The organism is Acinetobacter sp. YH12128 (genome assembly GCF_013418655.1).
In the GTDB taxonomy this organism is placed as follows: domain Bacteria; phylum Pseudomonadota; class Gammaproteobacteria; order Pseudomonadales; family Moraxellaceae; genus Acinetobacter; species Acinetobacter amyesii.
Map to the genome: position 1 here is coordinate 65,348 of NZ_VPBO01000017.1, position 14,429 is coordinate 79,776.

The following is a 14,429-nucleotide window of genomic DNA, read 5'->3' on the forward strand; positions in this document are numbered from 1 at the left end:
GCTCATCTCATACTGCGTGTATTAAAGCATAAAATTGAAAAAAATGCTGAGCAAATTGACAGTTAAAACTTGGTTGTTTTAGGGAAAACCGATCGTTATACTTTGCTCTGAACATTTGTTCATTTCACTATAACCATAAAGAACTATATTGATGAAAGAATATAAAGTTGTTATCTATCAAGAAGGTATGCTGGGATCTTTGCTGCTTGGCTCTTCAAAAGTTGATCCTGTTAAATTCACCAATTTTTTAAATCAAAATGCACAGCAAGGCTGGGCGGTGATTACGATGGAAAAAGATATCCGCCGTATGCTGCTTTTTTGGAAGCGCGAAGCTTATGTAGTTGTTTTGGAGAGAGAAAAATGAAATACGGTGTCTTTAGTGCACTTATTATTTCAGTTTTATGGGGTTTATTAGCCATCTCTCAATTATGGTTTGTGTTGCTCAGTGTCGAAGTATTTACCAAAATAACCATCACAGTAGCGATCTTAGAAGCCATCATTATTATTGCAACATTGGTCATACGTGAGTATTTGACAGATAAAAAATTGAAAAAAGATGGCTATATAGATTAGAACACATAAATAGGGCAATTGAGTGCTGAACTCAATTGCCTTTAAATTTTAAAGTCATCTTATAGATTAAATCTATATTGGCTCATTACTCAATCATCATAAGGTCAGCACTGCTGGCAGATTTTAATTGTCGTAGCGCAAAAATAGAGCGGGTATGGCGTATACCTTTCATAGAATATAAATTTTTACGTAAAAAACGCTCATAGTGTTCAGCATTTTTAACTGCAACTTTCACCAAATAATCATAATCGCCAGTGACTAAATGTGCTTCTACCACTTCTGGCATATTGGCTAAAGTTTCACTAAATTGATCTAAAATTTCATCATCGTGACGTTCTAATGTGATTTCAATAAAGAATAATTCATTGATCCCAATCGATTTTGGATTGATGTTGGCTGTATAACCATCGATAATTTTTAAATTTTCTAGACGTTTTAAGCGTGTCCAACATGGCGAAGAGGAGAGACCAACACGTTCAGAAAGCTGGGCTATGGTGAGTCGTCCATCTTCTCTTAATGCGGATAATATTAAACGATCAATTCTGTCGAGGTTGTGTCGTGCTTCACTCATGCCAAAATAGAATATAATTGAGAAAAAATAGTTATATCATTTTTTGCAATGGTCGGCTGAAGAAAATTAGCACACTCGGACTTGCAATGCAGATTTTAAAGATAGAAAAATAAATTATGTAAGGTGTTAGGCAGGGTGATTGAAGCTAAAAATAGAAAATCTTGTGCAGATTATAAAAAGACCACTCAGCCGGATTACTGACTGAGTGGCAAAAACTTAAGCGTGTAACTGTTGTTCAATGATCGGCCATAGGTTTTGATGTGACGATTTAAACATCAACATATGTCCGATGGCTTTATGACCTGTTTCTTTCGGTTTTAACTCAATCATTTGAGTCGAAGCATTCGGGTATAAGCGCAGCAAGTCTTTGACATTGGCTTCCGTGGCGATTTCGTCATCAGAGCTCCATACGGCAGTGATCGGACAGCTCACCTGTTGATGAAAATCATGCTGAACAGTTTTGCCTAAGGCGTTGATGACATAACCGGGTTTGCTACAAAATTCAGCCCATTCACGAGCAACATCTTTTGGCAAATTTTCACCCATGCCAATCGCATTAGTCGGGCCATAGCCAATGGTATAGCGTGCAATCGGGAAGATCACATTAAACATCACTGGAGCTAAAAGCTTGGTGCGACCTTTAAGATCTTTGACATGACCTGTAGAGCCAGAAACAGCAACCACTTTGGCAACTTTGTCATAATTTGGCACGATACCTAATAATTGTCCGCCTGCGCTATGACCGAGTAATATGACTTTAGGCGCTTGCGTTTTACTGATCAAGGCGTCGATTGCCGCAGGGATATCAAGCTGCCCCCATTGCACAATACTTGCTGTCGATTCTTTTAGAGGGCTGTGTAGCGACTCACCAATACCACGAAAATCAAAAACTAAAACGTCATAGCCTTGTTGGCTCAACCATGTTGCATAACTATTATAAAATTGCTTGGTAATGCCTGTGGCTGGACAAATCAACACAGGTAAAACCTGTTTGAGCTCTGTCTGGTGCGGATAATAGCGCGCACTCAGTGAATAGCCGTCTTGGCAATGAATCGTGAGTTTTTCAGATGATGACATGATTCAAACTTCATGGGTGTGTTCCGATGACTCTAATTTACACAAGTTCCAAAAAGAAACCTGAAAAGAGTATGACTCTAAAGTCATGTCATAACAGGTTTGAAGCAAGTACTATTGCAGTAGAAATACAGATAAAAATAATGCGTGTAATTGAACAATGGATGTAAATTAAAATGGACATGCTTCAACTTTCGGGTGCAGTAAAAATTGCGATAGTCTTTAGTGGGATTTATTTATGGGTAGGTATGCTCACGGGTGTGTGGAAATATGCACAAATAAGACAGTCTGAACTGGCACGTGCGCATTATTATGTCGATATAGCACATCGGAGCAGTTTGTTATACGCCCCAGCGACACTCATTTTGGCGGTATTGGCCTATTTTTCAGCACTTCCACATACACTCAATTTACTGTTTGTAATCATCAATCTGTTCTTTTTTAGCTTTTCGATTTTAAGTTATGTACTGCATGGCTATTTAGCCGATACCACCAATCAATTTAAAGTGCCACACGTCTTAGGCAAATGGCATTTGCCTAAATGGATGATGAGTATGGCAATGCTTGGATTGGTGATTGGTGAGTTAATTGCAACACTCGGATTGCTCTTTGGAGTCATCGTTAAATTTTGGTTTTAAGCAAAGTAGTATCAATCATAAATAGTACCAATTAGATTGGAGGCTAATCAGGAGATAAAAGCTTTTAAAGTGCAGGCGATTGTTCGGTAGAAGAATTTATATAAACAAAATTTTAAGTTCTGCAGAATTGAAAATTTATGAGAAAAGGCTGATGATTTTCTGGTTATTTTAGGGATTATTTTTATTGTTATTTAAAATGGATTGAATGATCGAGAAGGTAGGGGTGGCATCTTTTCTTTTTTCAAGATGGATGATGCCTCATCCATCTTCTAACTTAAAATTCTGTTGATTTTTGCTTTCGATATTTGTGGTCAATGACTGCCCATAAATAAAAGGCTACAGAGACAATAAGCGCATAAGCAAAATATTCAGGTCTTAAATTTCCTTGTATTAAGCCTTGAATAAGTAGTGTCAGCATGAGAGCAATAGTGGTGCTTGTATAGGTCACCATGTTCTTATTTGCCTTCAGAGCGTTAATGAAGAATTGCTTTTTGAAATGTACTGATAACATCTCCACCCCTCCTTGTTGTTGTTTAGCCAAAACCCATGATTTTGGTCAGGTTTGAACTACTGTTGTACTTCGAAACTAGAAGTATTTCAATAGTAAATGTCATTATTTTGTCATAAAACTATGTTAGATCATCGTATAAGAATAATCATTTTATTCATATACTAAATATTATGAATCTAAAGGTGTTGACTGGTGAGTAAAATGGTCGATGCATAATATCTATGTATGAATAAGCAATATATATACCAACACGGGTATATCGGCTTTATGACACGAAACCGCCTAGCTTACAGTCTGAATCGAGCTTAATCATGGAGTTTGTGTACGGTGTATTTTGCAGAAAGTATTTGTATTTTAACTATTATTATATTTTGTAGCCAAAGGGCTGGCTTTTTTTCTCATCATGAAAATAAAACTTTATTTAAAAGTTCAATGACTTAGGATTATTGCGCTGTAGTAGGACAAATAAATGTCAGTTTGGGTAAAACTCGACAATTATTGGTCACAGGTAAAATCGTCATTCGGGTAAAACTCCGATTTTAGACAGGTCAAAAAAGGTTATTTTTTAACTTTGTCAATTACAGCAGCAATAATCAGCACAATCACAGAAGGGATCAGCCATGCTAAATTTTGTTGAGCAAGCGGTAGATTGGCAATAAAGCTTGGAAGTGCATCTTCGAAACCAGCCACTTTTAAACCATCAAAAATACCGAAAATAAACGCACATGCGGTAACAGGCGCAATAACTCCTGATGGTGAAATAAACCATTTAGAGCAGAAGCTCAGTAGGATAACGGCAATCGCAGGTGGATAAATCGCACTTAAAACAGGCACTGAAACTGCAATGAGTTTGGTTAAACCTAAGTTTGAAATCAGTAGTGAGAAACCAACTAAAATGAACACAAAAACTTTGTATGGAATTTTAGTCAATTCTGAGAAATATTCAGCACATGCGCAGGTTAAGCCAATCGCGGTCACCATACATGCAACAAAGATCATTGCAGATAGGAAATAAGCGCCCATATCACCAAAAGCATGTTGTACATATGCATGCAGGATCACTGCACCATTTGTTGCATTTGGAGCAATATCATGGCTGCCCATACCGAGTTTGAACAAGCTGATATAAACCAGTGTAAGTCCAATACCAGAAATAATACTGGCAATGACAGCATACTTAGTGACGAGCTTACTATCCGTTACACCGCGTGAAGTAATGGCTTTTACGATCACGATACCAAAAACTAAAGCGCCTAAAGTATCCATGGTTAAATAACCATTGACCACACCTTCTGAAACTGGTGCAGCCACGTAATTACCAATAGCAGGTGGAATCACACCGGCAGGGATAAAGAACGCAGAGATACCCAGTACAATGAGACCTAAGATCTTGAGTGGTGAAAGGAAATAACCCACAGTATCCAAAATTTTGTTTGGATAAAGTGAAACAATGGTCACTAATGCAAAATAAATCACGCTATAAATTAGCAGACTGTTTGCGCCGTTACCAAAATAAGAAGAGAAACCAATTTCATATGAAACGGTAGCTGTACGAGGTGTTGCAAATAAAGGTCCAACAGCTAAGTAACACGCGACAGTAAGGATAATGCTGGCTACTTTACCCAAAGGCGAACTTAAAATTTGAATAGAACCTTCAACACGCGACAAAGCAATAATCGTGATGACAGGTAGACCAACTGCAGTGATTAAGAAACCAAATGCAGCTAACCAAACATGTTCACCCGCTTGCTGTGCGACAATTGGTGGGAAAATAATGTTACCTGCACCAATAAATAGTGCAAAGGTCATAAAACCTAAGGCAACAATATCCCGTGTACGAAGACTTGTCATAAAGGGGAGATGAACTGTGAAAAAAGGCAATTTTAGTGCAATTAAGCTCGTTTTTGGAGCAAAATTTATAAATCGTATAGATAGTTTTTATAATACGAATCATGAATATATTGATAGATAAAATAATGTTTTATTTATATTTATGATAAATAAAAGAAATTTATTGTATATAAAATTTTTATAGGAATAAGTTTAGCTATTAAGATTTATCAGATATAAATCAATTGTTCTAATTTTCAGCACTAAATAGGATGCTATAAGCCGAATAAATGCAGAAATATTGGCTGAATAAAACAAAAAAAATCTAAAAGGTCTATAATTCGGTGTATTCAAATTTGAGGATATTCAGATGAAAGCTTCCAAAATCACGATTAAAACCGAGCAAGATATTGAAAAATTACGCATTTCAGGTCGTTTAGCTGCTCAGGTTTTAGAGATGATCGGGGAGTATGTCAAGCCGGGCGTGACCACTGAATATCTGGACGATATCTGTAATGATTTTATCGTCAACACACTTAAAGTGATTCCTGCCAATGTTGGCTACTATGGATATACTAAAACCACCTGTATTTCACCGAATGAAGTGGTTTGTCATGGTATTCCTTCGAAAGAAACCGTATTGAAAGATGGCGACATTATCAATATTGATGTCGCGATCATTAAAGATGGTTATTTTGGTGATACCAGTCGTATGTACTATGTGGGTGAGGTTTCGCCTGCGGCTAAAAAGTTAGTCGAAACTACCTACGAAGCGATGGTTGCTGGGATTCATGCAGTTAAACCGGGGGCAACATTGGGTGATGTAGGCTATGCCATTCAACAAGTTGCACATCGTGAAGGCTACAGCATTGTACGTGAATACTGTGGTCACGGGATTGGTAAGGTTTATCATGAGCAACCAAGCGTTTTACACTATGGTCAACCGGGTCAAGGTGTCATTCTAAAAAAAGGCATGGTCTTTACCATTGAGCCGATGATTAACAGCGGTAAAGCGCGAACTAAAGAGTTAAAAGATGGCTGGACAGTGATTACTGCAGACCGCTCTTTATCTGCACAGTGGGAGCATATGGTGGTTGTAACCGATAGTGGTTTTGAGTTGCTATCTCCATGGCCAGAAGGTACAGGTACATATCCTGCAATCTAAGCTAAATCGCGAATTTAATCCTGAATCTGCTGTATCTAAAGGATTGAAGTTAAATTAAATTGTACAAGTGTATATTTTTTGACTTTAGTCTAATAAGTTGTAGTGTGTATGAGCGTTATAGGTTTTAAGACTAAGAGGTTTTCTCTATAGCTTAATTTATAAGGTTTTGCTTATAACTCTGAAAATCAGTTAGAGCTATTAACGATTTAATAAAGATGTATTTTATTTATATAATATGATTATAGATTCTGCTGTAGTTTCTTAGTTTTTAAGTTTTCGCTTACCCATCACATGGGTAAGCTTTTTTTTTGCCTAAAATTTAGCGTGTTCATGTTGGCTGAGTTTTTCAACTAAATAATCAATGAAAACACGTACAGCCGGTAATAAGCCACGACGAGATGGATATACAGCATGGAAAATACCATGTGCAGCTTTCCATTCAGGTAATACATGAACCAAAGCACCTGATTTCACATGATCGGACACAATACTGTCGGGTAATAACACCACGCCACAATCTTGGCAGGCTAGTGCAGCTAACATCGATAGGTCAGAACCCATTACCGTTGGGTTAACTTTGATTTTTTTCTGATGCTGCTGTGCATCGGTCACAATAATATGTTGATCGAGATGCTCATCCGCCATACTTAATATTTGATGTTGTGATAAGTCTTCGGGCTGTTTGAGTTCACCAAATTTATTTAGATAGGCCTGACTGGCAAATAAGTGCTGCTCAATCGTTTCAAATTTACGAATAACTAAGTTCGGGTCATCGTCTAGATTTGAACGGACACGTAGCGCGAGATCGAAGCCTTCATTTATGATATCTACGCGGCGATTGGTCACCATCATTTGCACTTTAATTTCTGGATATTGCTTTAAAAATTCAGGCAAAATTTTGGTCATTTCATTTTGCGCGATGGAAACAGGTAAGCTGACTTTAATTAAGCCGCGCGGCTGTGTACTGAGATGATCAACCAAATCGTGTGCGGCTTGAGCGGCATTCATCATGACTTGTGCATGACGATAGATGTTCATACCAATATCTGTAACAGCAAAATGCCGTGAGCTACGCTGAATTAGTCGGACACCTAAACGTTCTTCTAAGTTATAGACCCGACGACTCAGTTTTGATTTTGGAATATCTGTTGCACGTTCGGCTGCACTAAAACCACCATGTTCGACCACTTGGGCAAAACAATAAAAATCATCTAGATCACTCAGCACTGTTCTTATTCCATATTTGCAACGATTTTGCTAATTAACTTGAATTGTTTCATGAAGTCAATCACGTTTTGTAGTTTTTCATGTGAGAAGATTGAGCAAAATTGCCAAGACTAAAGTCGGGTTAACCTTGTAATCGTTTCACATTAGCATGACCAAACAATAAATGTGGTGTATACATCTTTTAAATAACCGAATTTGAAGGATGTGATTTGAGTGTCGTCCTGATATATTCAAATAAAAGACCATTATGAAAGAAATTCGACATTAAAGGACAATGTCATGGAATTAAGACATTTACGTTACTTTGTCGCCGTTGTAGAAGAACAGAGTTTTACGAAGGCTGCTGAAAAGCTATTTATTGCTCAACCTCCTCTAAGTCGTCAAATTCAAAATTTAGAAGAAGAGTTGGGGGCACAGCTTTTTGAGCGTGGCAGCCGTCCTTTAAGAACCACCACCATTGGCCGTTTTTTTTATCAGCAAGCTGTGAAATTACTTTCCAATGCAGAAGAAATTAAGCTCATTACGCAGCGGGCCAGTGCCACTGAACGTACTATTAATATTGGGTATGGCGGTTCGTTACTCTGTGGTTTATTACCTCGAATTGTTTATTTGTTCCGTCAGCAATATCCACACTTAAATGTAAATTTAATTGAACTGAGTGCAGTCGATCAAATTCAGGCTTTAAAAGAAGGTCGGGTTGATGCATGTTTTAGCCGAGTTCGTGTGTCGGATCAGGCGGTTAAACGTGTGCTATTGCGAGAAGAGCCGCTAATTGTTGCGGTGCATTCAAGCCATCCTTTATCTTTACAGCAGCAGATTGCATTAAATAATCTCAAAGATGAGCAGATTTTTATCTATCCTGCAACGGATGGTCAAAGTTATGCAACGCTGATCAAGTCGTTGTTTTTAGAATATGGTATGGAGCCGAAACGCTTTAACACTCAAGCAGATTTGCAGCAATCACTAGGCATGGTTGCCGCAGGCGAAGGCATTTGTATTGTTCCTGAATCTGTACAAATTATGCAGTTTAGGCATGTGAATTATGTGAAATTGTCGGATAGTGCGGCCATTAGCCAAATTTACTTGATCGTGCGGAATGATGATGAAGGGGAATTGGCGCGTCCTTTATTTGACTGTGTTTACCAAGTGTATGACTTAGAAGCAATTGAATATGATCGTCGAGTTTTCTAACACTTGTTTTAACATTAAAAACAATTTGATTTTGAAATTAATTTTTAAGTTACCTATTAAGTAAAACCATCCTGTATATAAAAAACAGGCTCAATCTTGAAAAGTAATGAGCCTATTTTTTTATTCAGTCTTATTAGATCGCTTGTTTTAAGAACTTGGTGATTTCACGGCTAAATTTGACCGGTTCACTGAGCAATGGCGTGTGTCCCGATTTTTTAAAAATGATTTGCTCTGCATTGGCTAGGCTATCAGCAATAATTTTTTGACCTTGAGCAGGATAGAGGATCGATTTTGCCCCTGTGAAAAAAGTCGTCGGAGCGGTGAGTGCTGCAATGGCTTCACGATAATCTTCAGTATGGTTCAAATAATTTTGAATATACCAATATAAATACGCCACACTTTGTGAGGGTAACATCAGCTTCTGTAAAGTTGGTTGTTGGTATGCAAAACGGAAAGCGGATAATGCATATGGATTGCTATTTTGTAAGTCTATGAACCTTAACCAAGCGTCGACTAGACCTTGACGGTCATGTTTATTCATCTGCTGTGCAAATGGCACAGAGAGGTTGGTTGCAAGTACCTTCGAGATGTCTTCTAAAATACTTAAAAACTCAGTGTGACGTTTGCCATATAAACCAAATTGCCAATCTGCATCTACTCGTATTTTAGGGGTTTGATCGATGTGTAAATAACGTTTAATTTTTCAGCAAACTGACCGTATTTTAAACCGTGCATGGTGGTCGTTGCCCCCATGGAGTAAGCAATCACCGTTATTTTATTGTAACCAAGTTGGGAAACTAAGCTGTCAATATCTCGCCAATGGCTTGAAATGGTGTCCATATTTGGAATTTGACAATGTTTAGAGCCGCCAAATCCACGCCAGTCTGGAATGATAAATTTAAAGTGTTTTCGGTGTTGATATAGAAAAGGGTGCCATTGCCAACTTTGCATGCCCAGCCCTGATAAAACCAGAATGGGTTCACCTTGACCATATTCGCGAACATACAGTTGTTGCTGATCGGGCATTGTATAGTGCGGCATGCGGCTTCCTATTTATTTTTTTGTTTTAGCGATTAAATTTATGCAACTGTGGAATGATGGTTTCAAGCCATTTGATCCAACCGATTTCCAAATCAATCCCAAGCTGTAAAATCATTTTATGAATGTACAAAGTACGGTCTTCATCATGCGCATGTGCAAAGTCTTTTGCAAAAATAGACTGGTACACTTTTAGTTTTTCTTTGTGAATTTCAAGATGGCGCTCTAATTCGGGTAATACGCCATTTGTATCCAGCTGAGCTTCTGCACGTAATCGGACCATCAACTCTTCACGTAACTGAGCCGGTGGGCTTTGCTCAACCATCCAATTTGCCAGCTCTATGCTTCCAAGTTGTTCAACTTGGTAGGTTTTTTTACGAGTCGTACTGTGCTCATCTTCAATGGTGCTGATCCAGCCTTTTTGCTGCATACCACTGAGTTCACGGTAGATTTGCTGATGTGTTGCATTCCAAAAAAAGCCCATAGAGCGGTCAAAACGGCGTGCAAGGTCAATTCCTGTACTCGGTTTTTCAAGTAAGCTCGTGAGTAAAACATGGGCTAAAGACATATATGGCTCAGTCAAAATAGTTTTGTACTTTTTATTATGCAACATGTTGCATAAAAATCAAATCTCGCATATAAATTAGTGCAACAAGTTGCAAAAATCTTGTATGCGTAGATGGAAAGAGAAAGCTCGTATACAAGCGAAGATAAAAATAGCCAGCTTTTCAGCACGCTAAGGAGAAAAAATGTCAAATTATCCAAATTTATTGGCACCACTAGATTTAGGTTTTACAACGCTAAAGAACCGTGTATTGATGGGTTCTATGCATATCGGTCTGGAAGAAGCACCGGGTGGCTATGAACGCATGGCAGCTTTTTATGCAGAGCGTGCGAAAGGCGGTGTAGGTTTGATTGTAACCGGTGGTATTTCTCCCAATGATGATGGTGTGACATTTGCTGGTGGTTCAAAATTAGACTCTTTAGAAGAAGCAGAAAAGCATAAAGTAATTACGCAGGCGGTACATGATGCTGGCGGTAAAATTGCGATGCAGATTTTGCATACAGGTCGTTATTCGTATCAGGCCAATAATGTTGCACCTTCTTCAATTCAAGCACCAATTAACCCAGTAAAACCACAAGCTTTAAGCACAGCAGACGTCGAACGCACGATCAATGACTTTGCTAGATGTGCTCAGTTAGCACAGACAGCGGGTTATGACGGTGTAGAAGTCATGGGGTCAGAAGGTTATTTAATTAATGAGTTTATTGCTGCACGTACCAACCACCGTGATGACGAATGGGGCGGCAGTTATGAAAACCGTATTCGTTTTCCAATTGAGATCGTGCGTCGTACGCGTGAATTAATTGGTGAAAATTTTATTATTATTTATCGTCTTTCTATGTTGGATTTGGTTGAGGGTGGGTCGACTTTTGAAGAAGTTGTGCAACTTGCAAAAGCCATTGAAAAAGCCGGTGCAACTATTATCAATACCGGTATTGGCTGGCACGAAGCACGTATTCCGACCATTGCAACCAAAGTGCCACGTGCTGCATTTACATGGGTGACCAAGAAATTAAAAGGTCTTGTGAATGTTCCTTTAATCACCTCAAACCGTATCAATACTCCTGAAATGGCTGAGCACGTACTTGCTTCGGGTGATGCAGATATGGTGTCCATGGCACGTCCAATGCTGGCTGACCCACGTTTTGTGGAAAAAGCAGAACAAGGTCGTAGTGATGAAATTAATACCTGTATCGCTTGTAACCAAGCCTGCCTAGATCATATTTTCTCAATGAAAATTGCAACATGTTTGGTTAACCCTCAAGCTTGCTATGAAACTGAACTGATTTTTAAAGAATCTGCACAGGTGAAAAATATTGCTGTGATTGGTGCGGGACCTGCAGGTTTAAGCTTTGCAACTTATGCTGCAGAGCGTGGTCATAACATAACTATTTTTGAAGCATCGAGCCAAATTGGTGGGCAGTTTAATATTGCGAAAACGATTCCTGGTAAAGAAGAGTTTTATGAAACGCTGCGTTATTTCAGACGTAAAATAGAACTATTACCTCAGATTAAATTGGTACTGAACCATACGGCAACGTATGAAGAGTTAGCACAGTCTGATTTTGATGACATCGTGGTGGCGACGGGTGTTACACCGCGTCAGTTAGATATAGATGGTATTGATCATCCAAAAGTATTGAGCTATTTACAGGTTTTACGTGAACGTCACCCTGTGGGCAAACGTGTAGCAATCATTGGTGCGGGTGGTATTGGTTTTGATACGGCTGAATATTTAACGCATGAAGGTGAAAGCGGTAGCCTCAATCCTGAGAAATTTTATGATGAATGGGGAATTGATACCACTTATGCGCAAGTCGGTGGCTTGAAACATCCAGACGTCGAAGAATCGCCGCGTCAAGTGTATTTATTGCAGCGTAAGGCTAAATCGGTCGGTGCTGGCTTAGGTAAAACCACGGGTTGGATTCACCGTACAGGTTTGAAACACCGCGATGTGAAAATGATTGCGGGTGCAAGCTACGATAAAATTGATGATCAAGGTTTGCATATTACCGTTGATGGTCAACCACGTATTTTAGATGTTGATCATGTGGTGATTTGTGCAGGTCAGGAATCCTATACCGCGATGTATGAACAGCTACAAGCAGATGGAAAAAATGTGCATCTGATTGGTGGTGCGAAAGAAGCAGGTGAGTTAGATGCTAAACGTGCCATTCGTCAAGGTGCAGATTTGGCTGCGGTGATTTAATCAGCCTCATACTTAACCACGACAACTACATTCAATTTAATATGCAGTTGTCGTGCTTCCTCTCCATTTTGAGAGGAGTTTGAGGATAGGGAAATGATTCATCAAAAAAAAGGACATAAACATGACTATTGAAATAACAAAAAAATCTGTTGCACGTTGGCACGAAATGCTCGACACACGGGATATGAATATTTTAAATGAACTCTTGGCAGAAGATGTGGTGTTTCGTTCACCTGTCGCGTTTAACCCATATCCAGGTAAGCCTGTAGTAACTTTTATTTTGACCAATGTGATTCAAATTTTTGAAAATTTTACCTATCACCGTGAGTTCTATACAGAAGATGGCTTGAACGTAGTTCTTGAGTTTTCTGCCAATGTTGGCGAGAAAAAGTTAAAAGGGATCGACATGATTCAGTTTAATGAACAAGGTCAGATGATAGATTTTGAAGTCATGCTCCGTCCGAAAAGTGGGTTAGAAGCATTGGCGGCGAAAATGGGTGAGCGCATTATGCAATATCAGCCTTAAATCTGCTGATTTTAAATGCTCAACTCAGGATGATAAAAAGCATGATGGATATTGTCATGCTTTTTGCTTATGAGGCTTAAGCAAACAAATATTGCTAGCTAGATACGGTTTTTTAGATGCGGTTTTTTATGGACATTGTCTGCCAAAGTGAAAAGATGGAAATGATTTGCTGTAGTGCGAAGCGAGGTGAAGGTAAGGTCAATGAATAATGTGATGCATAAAGGGCGTCAGGCTCTTTTAAATTTTGTAGATCATGCCATCGGTGCGGAAATACCACAGCTTTATTATCATCCTGAAGGGCAAATGCAACATGTGCTGCCGAAGTTAAAGCAACTACATGAAAAATATCGTCCTACGCCTTGGCTGTCGAATACCCATGCACATTTACTGTATTTTGATGTCATTAAAAAGCGTCAAGTGAAGCTTAAATATGATGCCATAGAGCAGCTAACCATGGCTGATGGTGGAATCACAGCCATTGCATGGTTGGGTTTGGATTTACCTGCGGATGTGCCAACTGTGGTGCTCATGCATACGATTACGGGAACGCCTGAAAGTATGCGGGAAGTGGTTCGGGATCTTCATCTATATACAGGTTGGCGCATTGCGCTATGTTTAAGACGCGGTCATGCCAATTTACCTATGCCTGTTGCCAAAATAAATTTATTTGGTTCAACCGATGACCTGCGTGAACAGATTGCCTTTATTCAGCAGAAATTTCCCGAATCGAATTTATTTGGCGTCGGTTCATCTGCAGGAACGGGGCTATTGGTCCGCTATTTAGGCGAACAAGGTGAGGAAACACCACTTAAAGCGGCTTTTGCTTTATGTCCGGGCTATGACACCGAGCTTGGCTTTAAAAATGTCCATCCTTTTTACAGTAAAATGATGACCAAGAAGCTCTTTCAGAAATTTGTAGAACCCTATTCTGCAACATGGTCAGCAACACCCTCTTTAATTGAAGTCCTAAAAAGTAAAGATCTGGCGCAGTTTGAACGTACATATTTTCAAATGGCGGGTTTTACTGATTATGAAAGTTATGCCAAATCTACCAACCCAATTTATGTATTTGAAAATCTTAAAATTCCTTTGATGATTTTGAACGCAGAAGACGACCCTGTCTGCCACATTCAAAACTTTGAACCCTATAAAGAATTAATCCGCTCTTTGCCGAATGTGGTGGTGGTGACCACCAAAAAAGGCAGTCACTGTGGTTATTATGAGGGTTTAGTCGAAACCCATTCATGGGCAACCAAATTAATGGCAGATTTTTTAAAGTTATATGCGAACTAAAAAATAGCCTACTTTGGG

14 protein-coding genes and 1 pseudogene are annotated in these 14,429 nt (G+C 38.9%); 8 read left to right on the forward strand and 7 right to left on the reverse strand.

The window, feature by feature from the left end:
* The first annotated feature begins 151 nt into the window (after nt 1-151).
* The gene (locus FTU64_RS10390; RefSeq protein ID WP_078193931.1) at nt 152-364 is read left to right on the forward strand and encodes a DUF4177 domain-containing protein; all 213 of its coding nucleotides are present in this window, start codon (nt 152-154) and stop codon (nt 362-364) included.
* Entirely contained in the window at nt 361-573 is a 213-nt protein-coding gene (locus FTU64_RS10395) for a hypothetical protein (RefSeq protein ID WP_111884970.1), read from the forward strand. Before FTU64_RS10390 ends, FTU64_RS10395 begins: the two co-directional genes overlap by 4 nt.
* 85 nt (nt 574-658) lie before the next feature.
* Here the strand turns inward: FTU64_RS10395 and FTU64_RS10400 are convergent, their stop codons facing one another.
* Together FTU64_RS10400 and FTU64_RS10405 are read right to left on the reverse strand one after the other, a co-directional pair.
* On the reverse strand, nt 659-1,144 hold the full coding sequence (locus FTU64_RS10400) for an Lrp/AsnC family transcriptional regulator (protein ID WP_078188537.1): 486 nt from the start codon (nt 1,142-1,144) through the stop codon (nt 659-661).
* 216 nt (nt 1,145-1,360) lie between these two features.
* Entirely contained in the window at nt 1,361-2,221 is an 861-nt protein-coding gene (locus tag FTU64_RS10405) for an alpha/beta fold hydrolase (protein WP_180059716.1), read from the reverse strand.
* Between the two features lie 173 nt (nt 2,222-2,394).
* Here FTU64_RS10405 and FTU64_RS10410 point away from each other — a divergent pair, with 173 nt between their 5' ends.
* Entirely contained in the window at nt 2,395-2,856 is a 462-nt protein-coding gene (locus FTU64_RS10410; RefSeq protein WP_180004966.1) for a hypothetical protein, read from the forward strand.
* A 274-nt stretch (nt 2,857-3,130) separates the two neighbouring features.
* Here the strand turns inward: FTU64_RS10410 and FTU64_RS10415 are convergent, their stop codons facing one another.
* On the reverse strand, nt 3,131-3,367 hold the full coding sequence (locus FTU64_RS10415; RefSeq protein WP_078188534.1) for a hypothetical protein: 237 nt from the start codon (nt 3,365-3,367) through the stop codon (nt 3,131-3,133).
* A 558-nt stretch (nt 3,368-3,925) separates the two neighbouring features.
* Nucleotides 3,926-5,218 carry a branched-chain amino acid transport system II carrier protein gene (gene brnQ, locus FTU64_RS10420; protein ID WP_180059717.1) on the reverse strand — a complete coding sequence of 431 codons (1,293 nt, stop codon included), beginning with the start codon at nt 5,216-5,218 and terminating at the stop codon, nt 3,926-3,928.
* A gap of 349 nt (nt 5,219-5,567) precedes the next feature.
* Here brnQ and map point away from each other — a divergent pair, with 349 nt between their 5' ends.
* Nucleotides 5,568-6,362: a type I methionyl aminopeptidase gene (gene map / locus FTU64_RS10425; protein WP_168378636.1), complete on the forward strand. Its 795-nt coding sequence runs from the start codon at nt 5,568-5,570 to the stop codon at nt 6,360-6,362.
* A gap of 312 nt (nt 6,363-6,674) precedes the next feature.
* Here the strand turns inward: map and FTU64_RS10430 are convergent, their stop codons facing one another.
* Complete coding sequence (locus FTU64_RS10430) at nt 6,675-7,589, reverse strand: LysR substrate-binding domain-containing protein (protein ID WP_180055915.1); 915 nt, start codon at nt 7,587-7,589, stop codon at nt 6,675-6,677.
* A 279-nt stretch (nt 7,590-7,868) separates the two neighbouring features.
* Here FTU64_RS10430 and FTU64_RS10435 point away from each other — a divergent pair, with 279 nt between their 5' ends.
* Entirely contained in the window at nt 7,869-8,780 is a 912-nt protein-coding gene (locus FTU64_RS10435) for a LysR family transcriptional regulator (protein ID WP_180059718.1), read from the forward strand.
* A gap of 133 nt (nt 8,781-8,913) precedes the next feature.
* Here the strand turns inward: FTU64_RS10435 and FTU64_RS10440 are convergent.
* Nucleotides 8,914-9,821, reverse strand: a pseudogene (locus FTU64_RS10440) (alpha/beta fold hydrolase).
* 25 nt (nt 9,822-9,846) lie between these two features.
* Complete coding sequence (locus FTU64_RS10445) at nt 9,847-10,386, reverse strand: PadR family transcriptional regulator (protein ID WP_180059719.1); 540 nt, start codon at nt 10,384-10,386, stop codon at nt 9,847-9,849.
* Between the two features lie 181 nt (nt 10,387-10,567).
* Here FTU64_RS10445 and FTU64_RS10450 point away from each other — a divergent pair, with 181 nt between their 5' ends.
* The 3 genes from FTU64_RS10450 to FTU64_RS10460 all read left to right on the forward strand — a co-directional run bounded on the left by FTU64_RS10450 (nt 10,568) and on the right by FTU64_RS10460 (nt 14,411).
* The gene (locus tag FTU64_RS10450) at nt 10,568-12,592 is read left to right on the forward strand and encodes an NADPH-dependent 2,4-dienoyl-CoA reductase (protein ID WP_180059720.1); all 2,025 of its coding nucleotides are present in this window, start codon (nt 10,568-10,570) and stop codon (nt 12,590-12,592) included.
* 121 nt (nt 12,593-12,713) lie between these two features.
* Nucleotides 12,714-13,118 (forward strand): nuclear transport factor 2 family protein, encoded by a 405-nt coding sequence (locus FTU64_RS10455; protein ID WP_168378631.1) that lies wholly within the window; start codon nt 12,714-12,716, stop codon nt 13,116-13,118.
* Between the two features lie 201 nt (nt 13,119-13,319).
* Nucleotides 13,320-14,411 carry a YheT family hydrolase gene (locus tag FTU64_RS10460; protein ID WP_180059721.1) on the forward strand — a complete coding sequence of 364 codons (1,092 nt, stop codon included), beginning with the start codon at nt 13,320-13,322 and terminating at the stop codon, nt 14,409-14,411.
* Nucleotides 14,412-14,429: the final 18 nt, after the last annotated feature.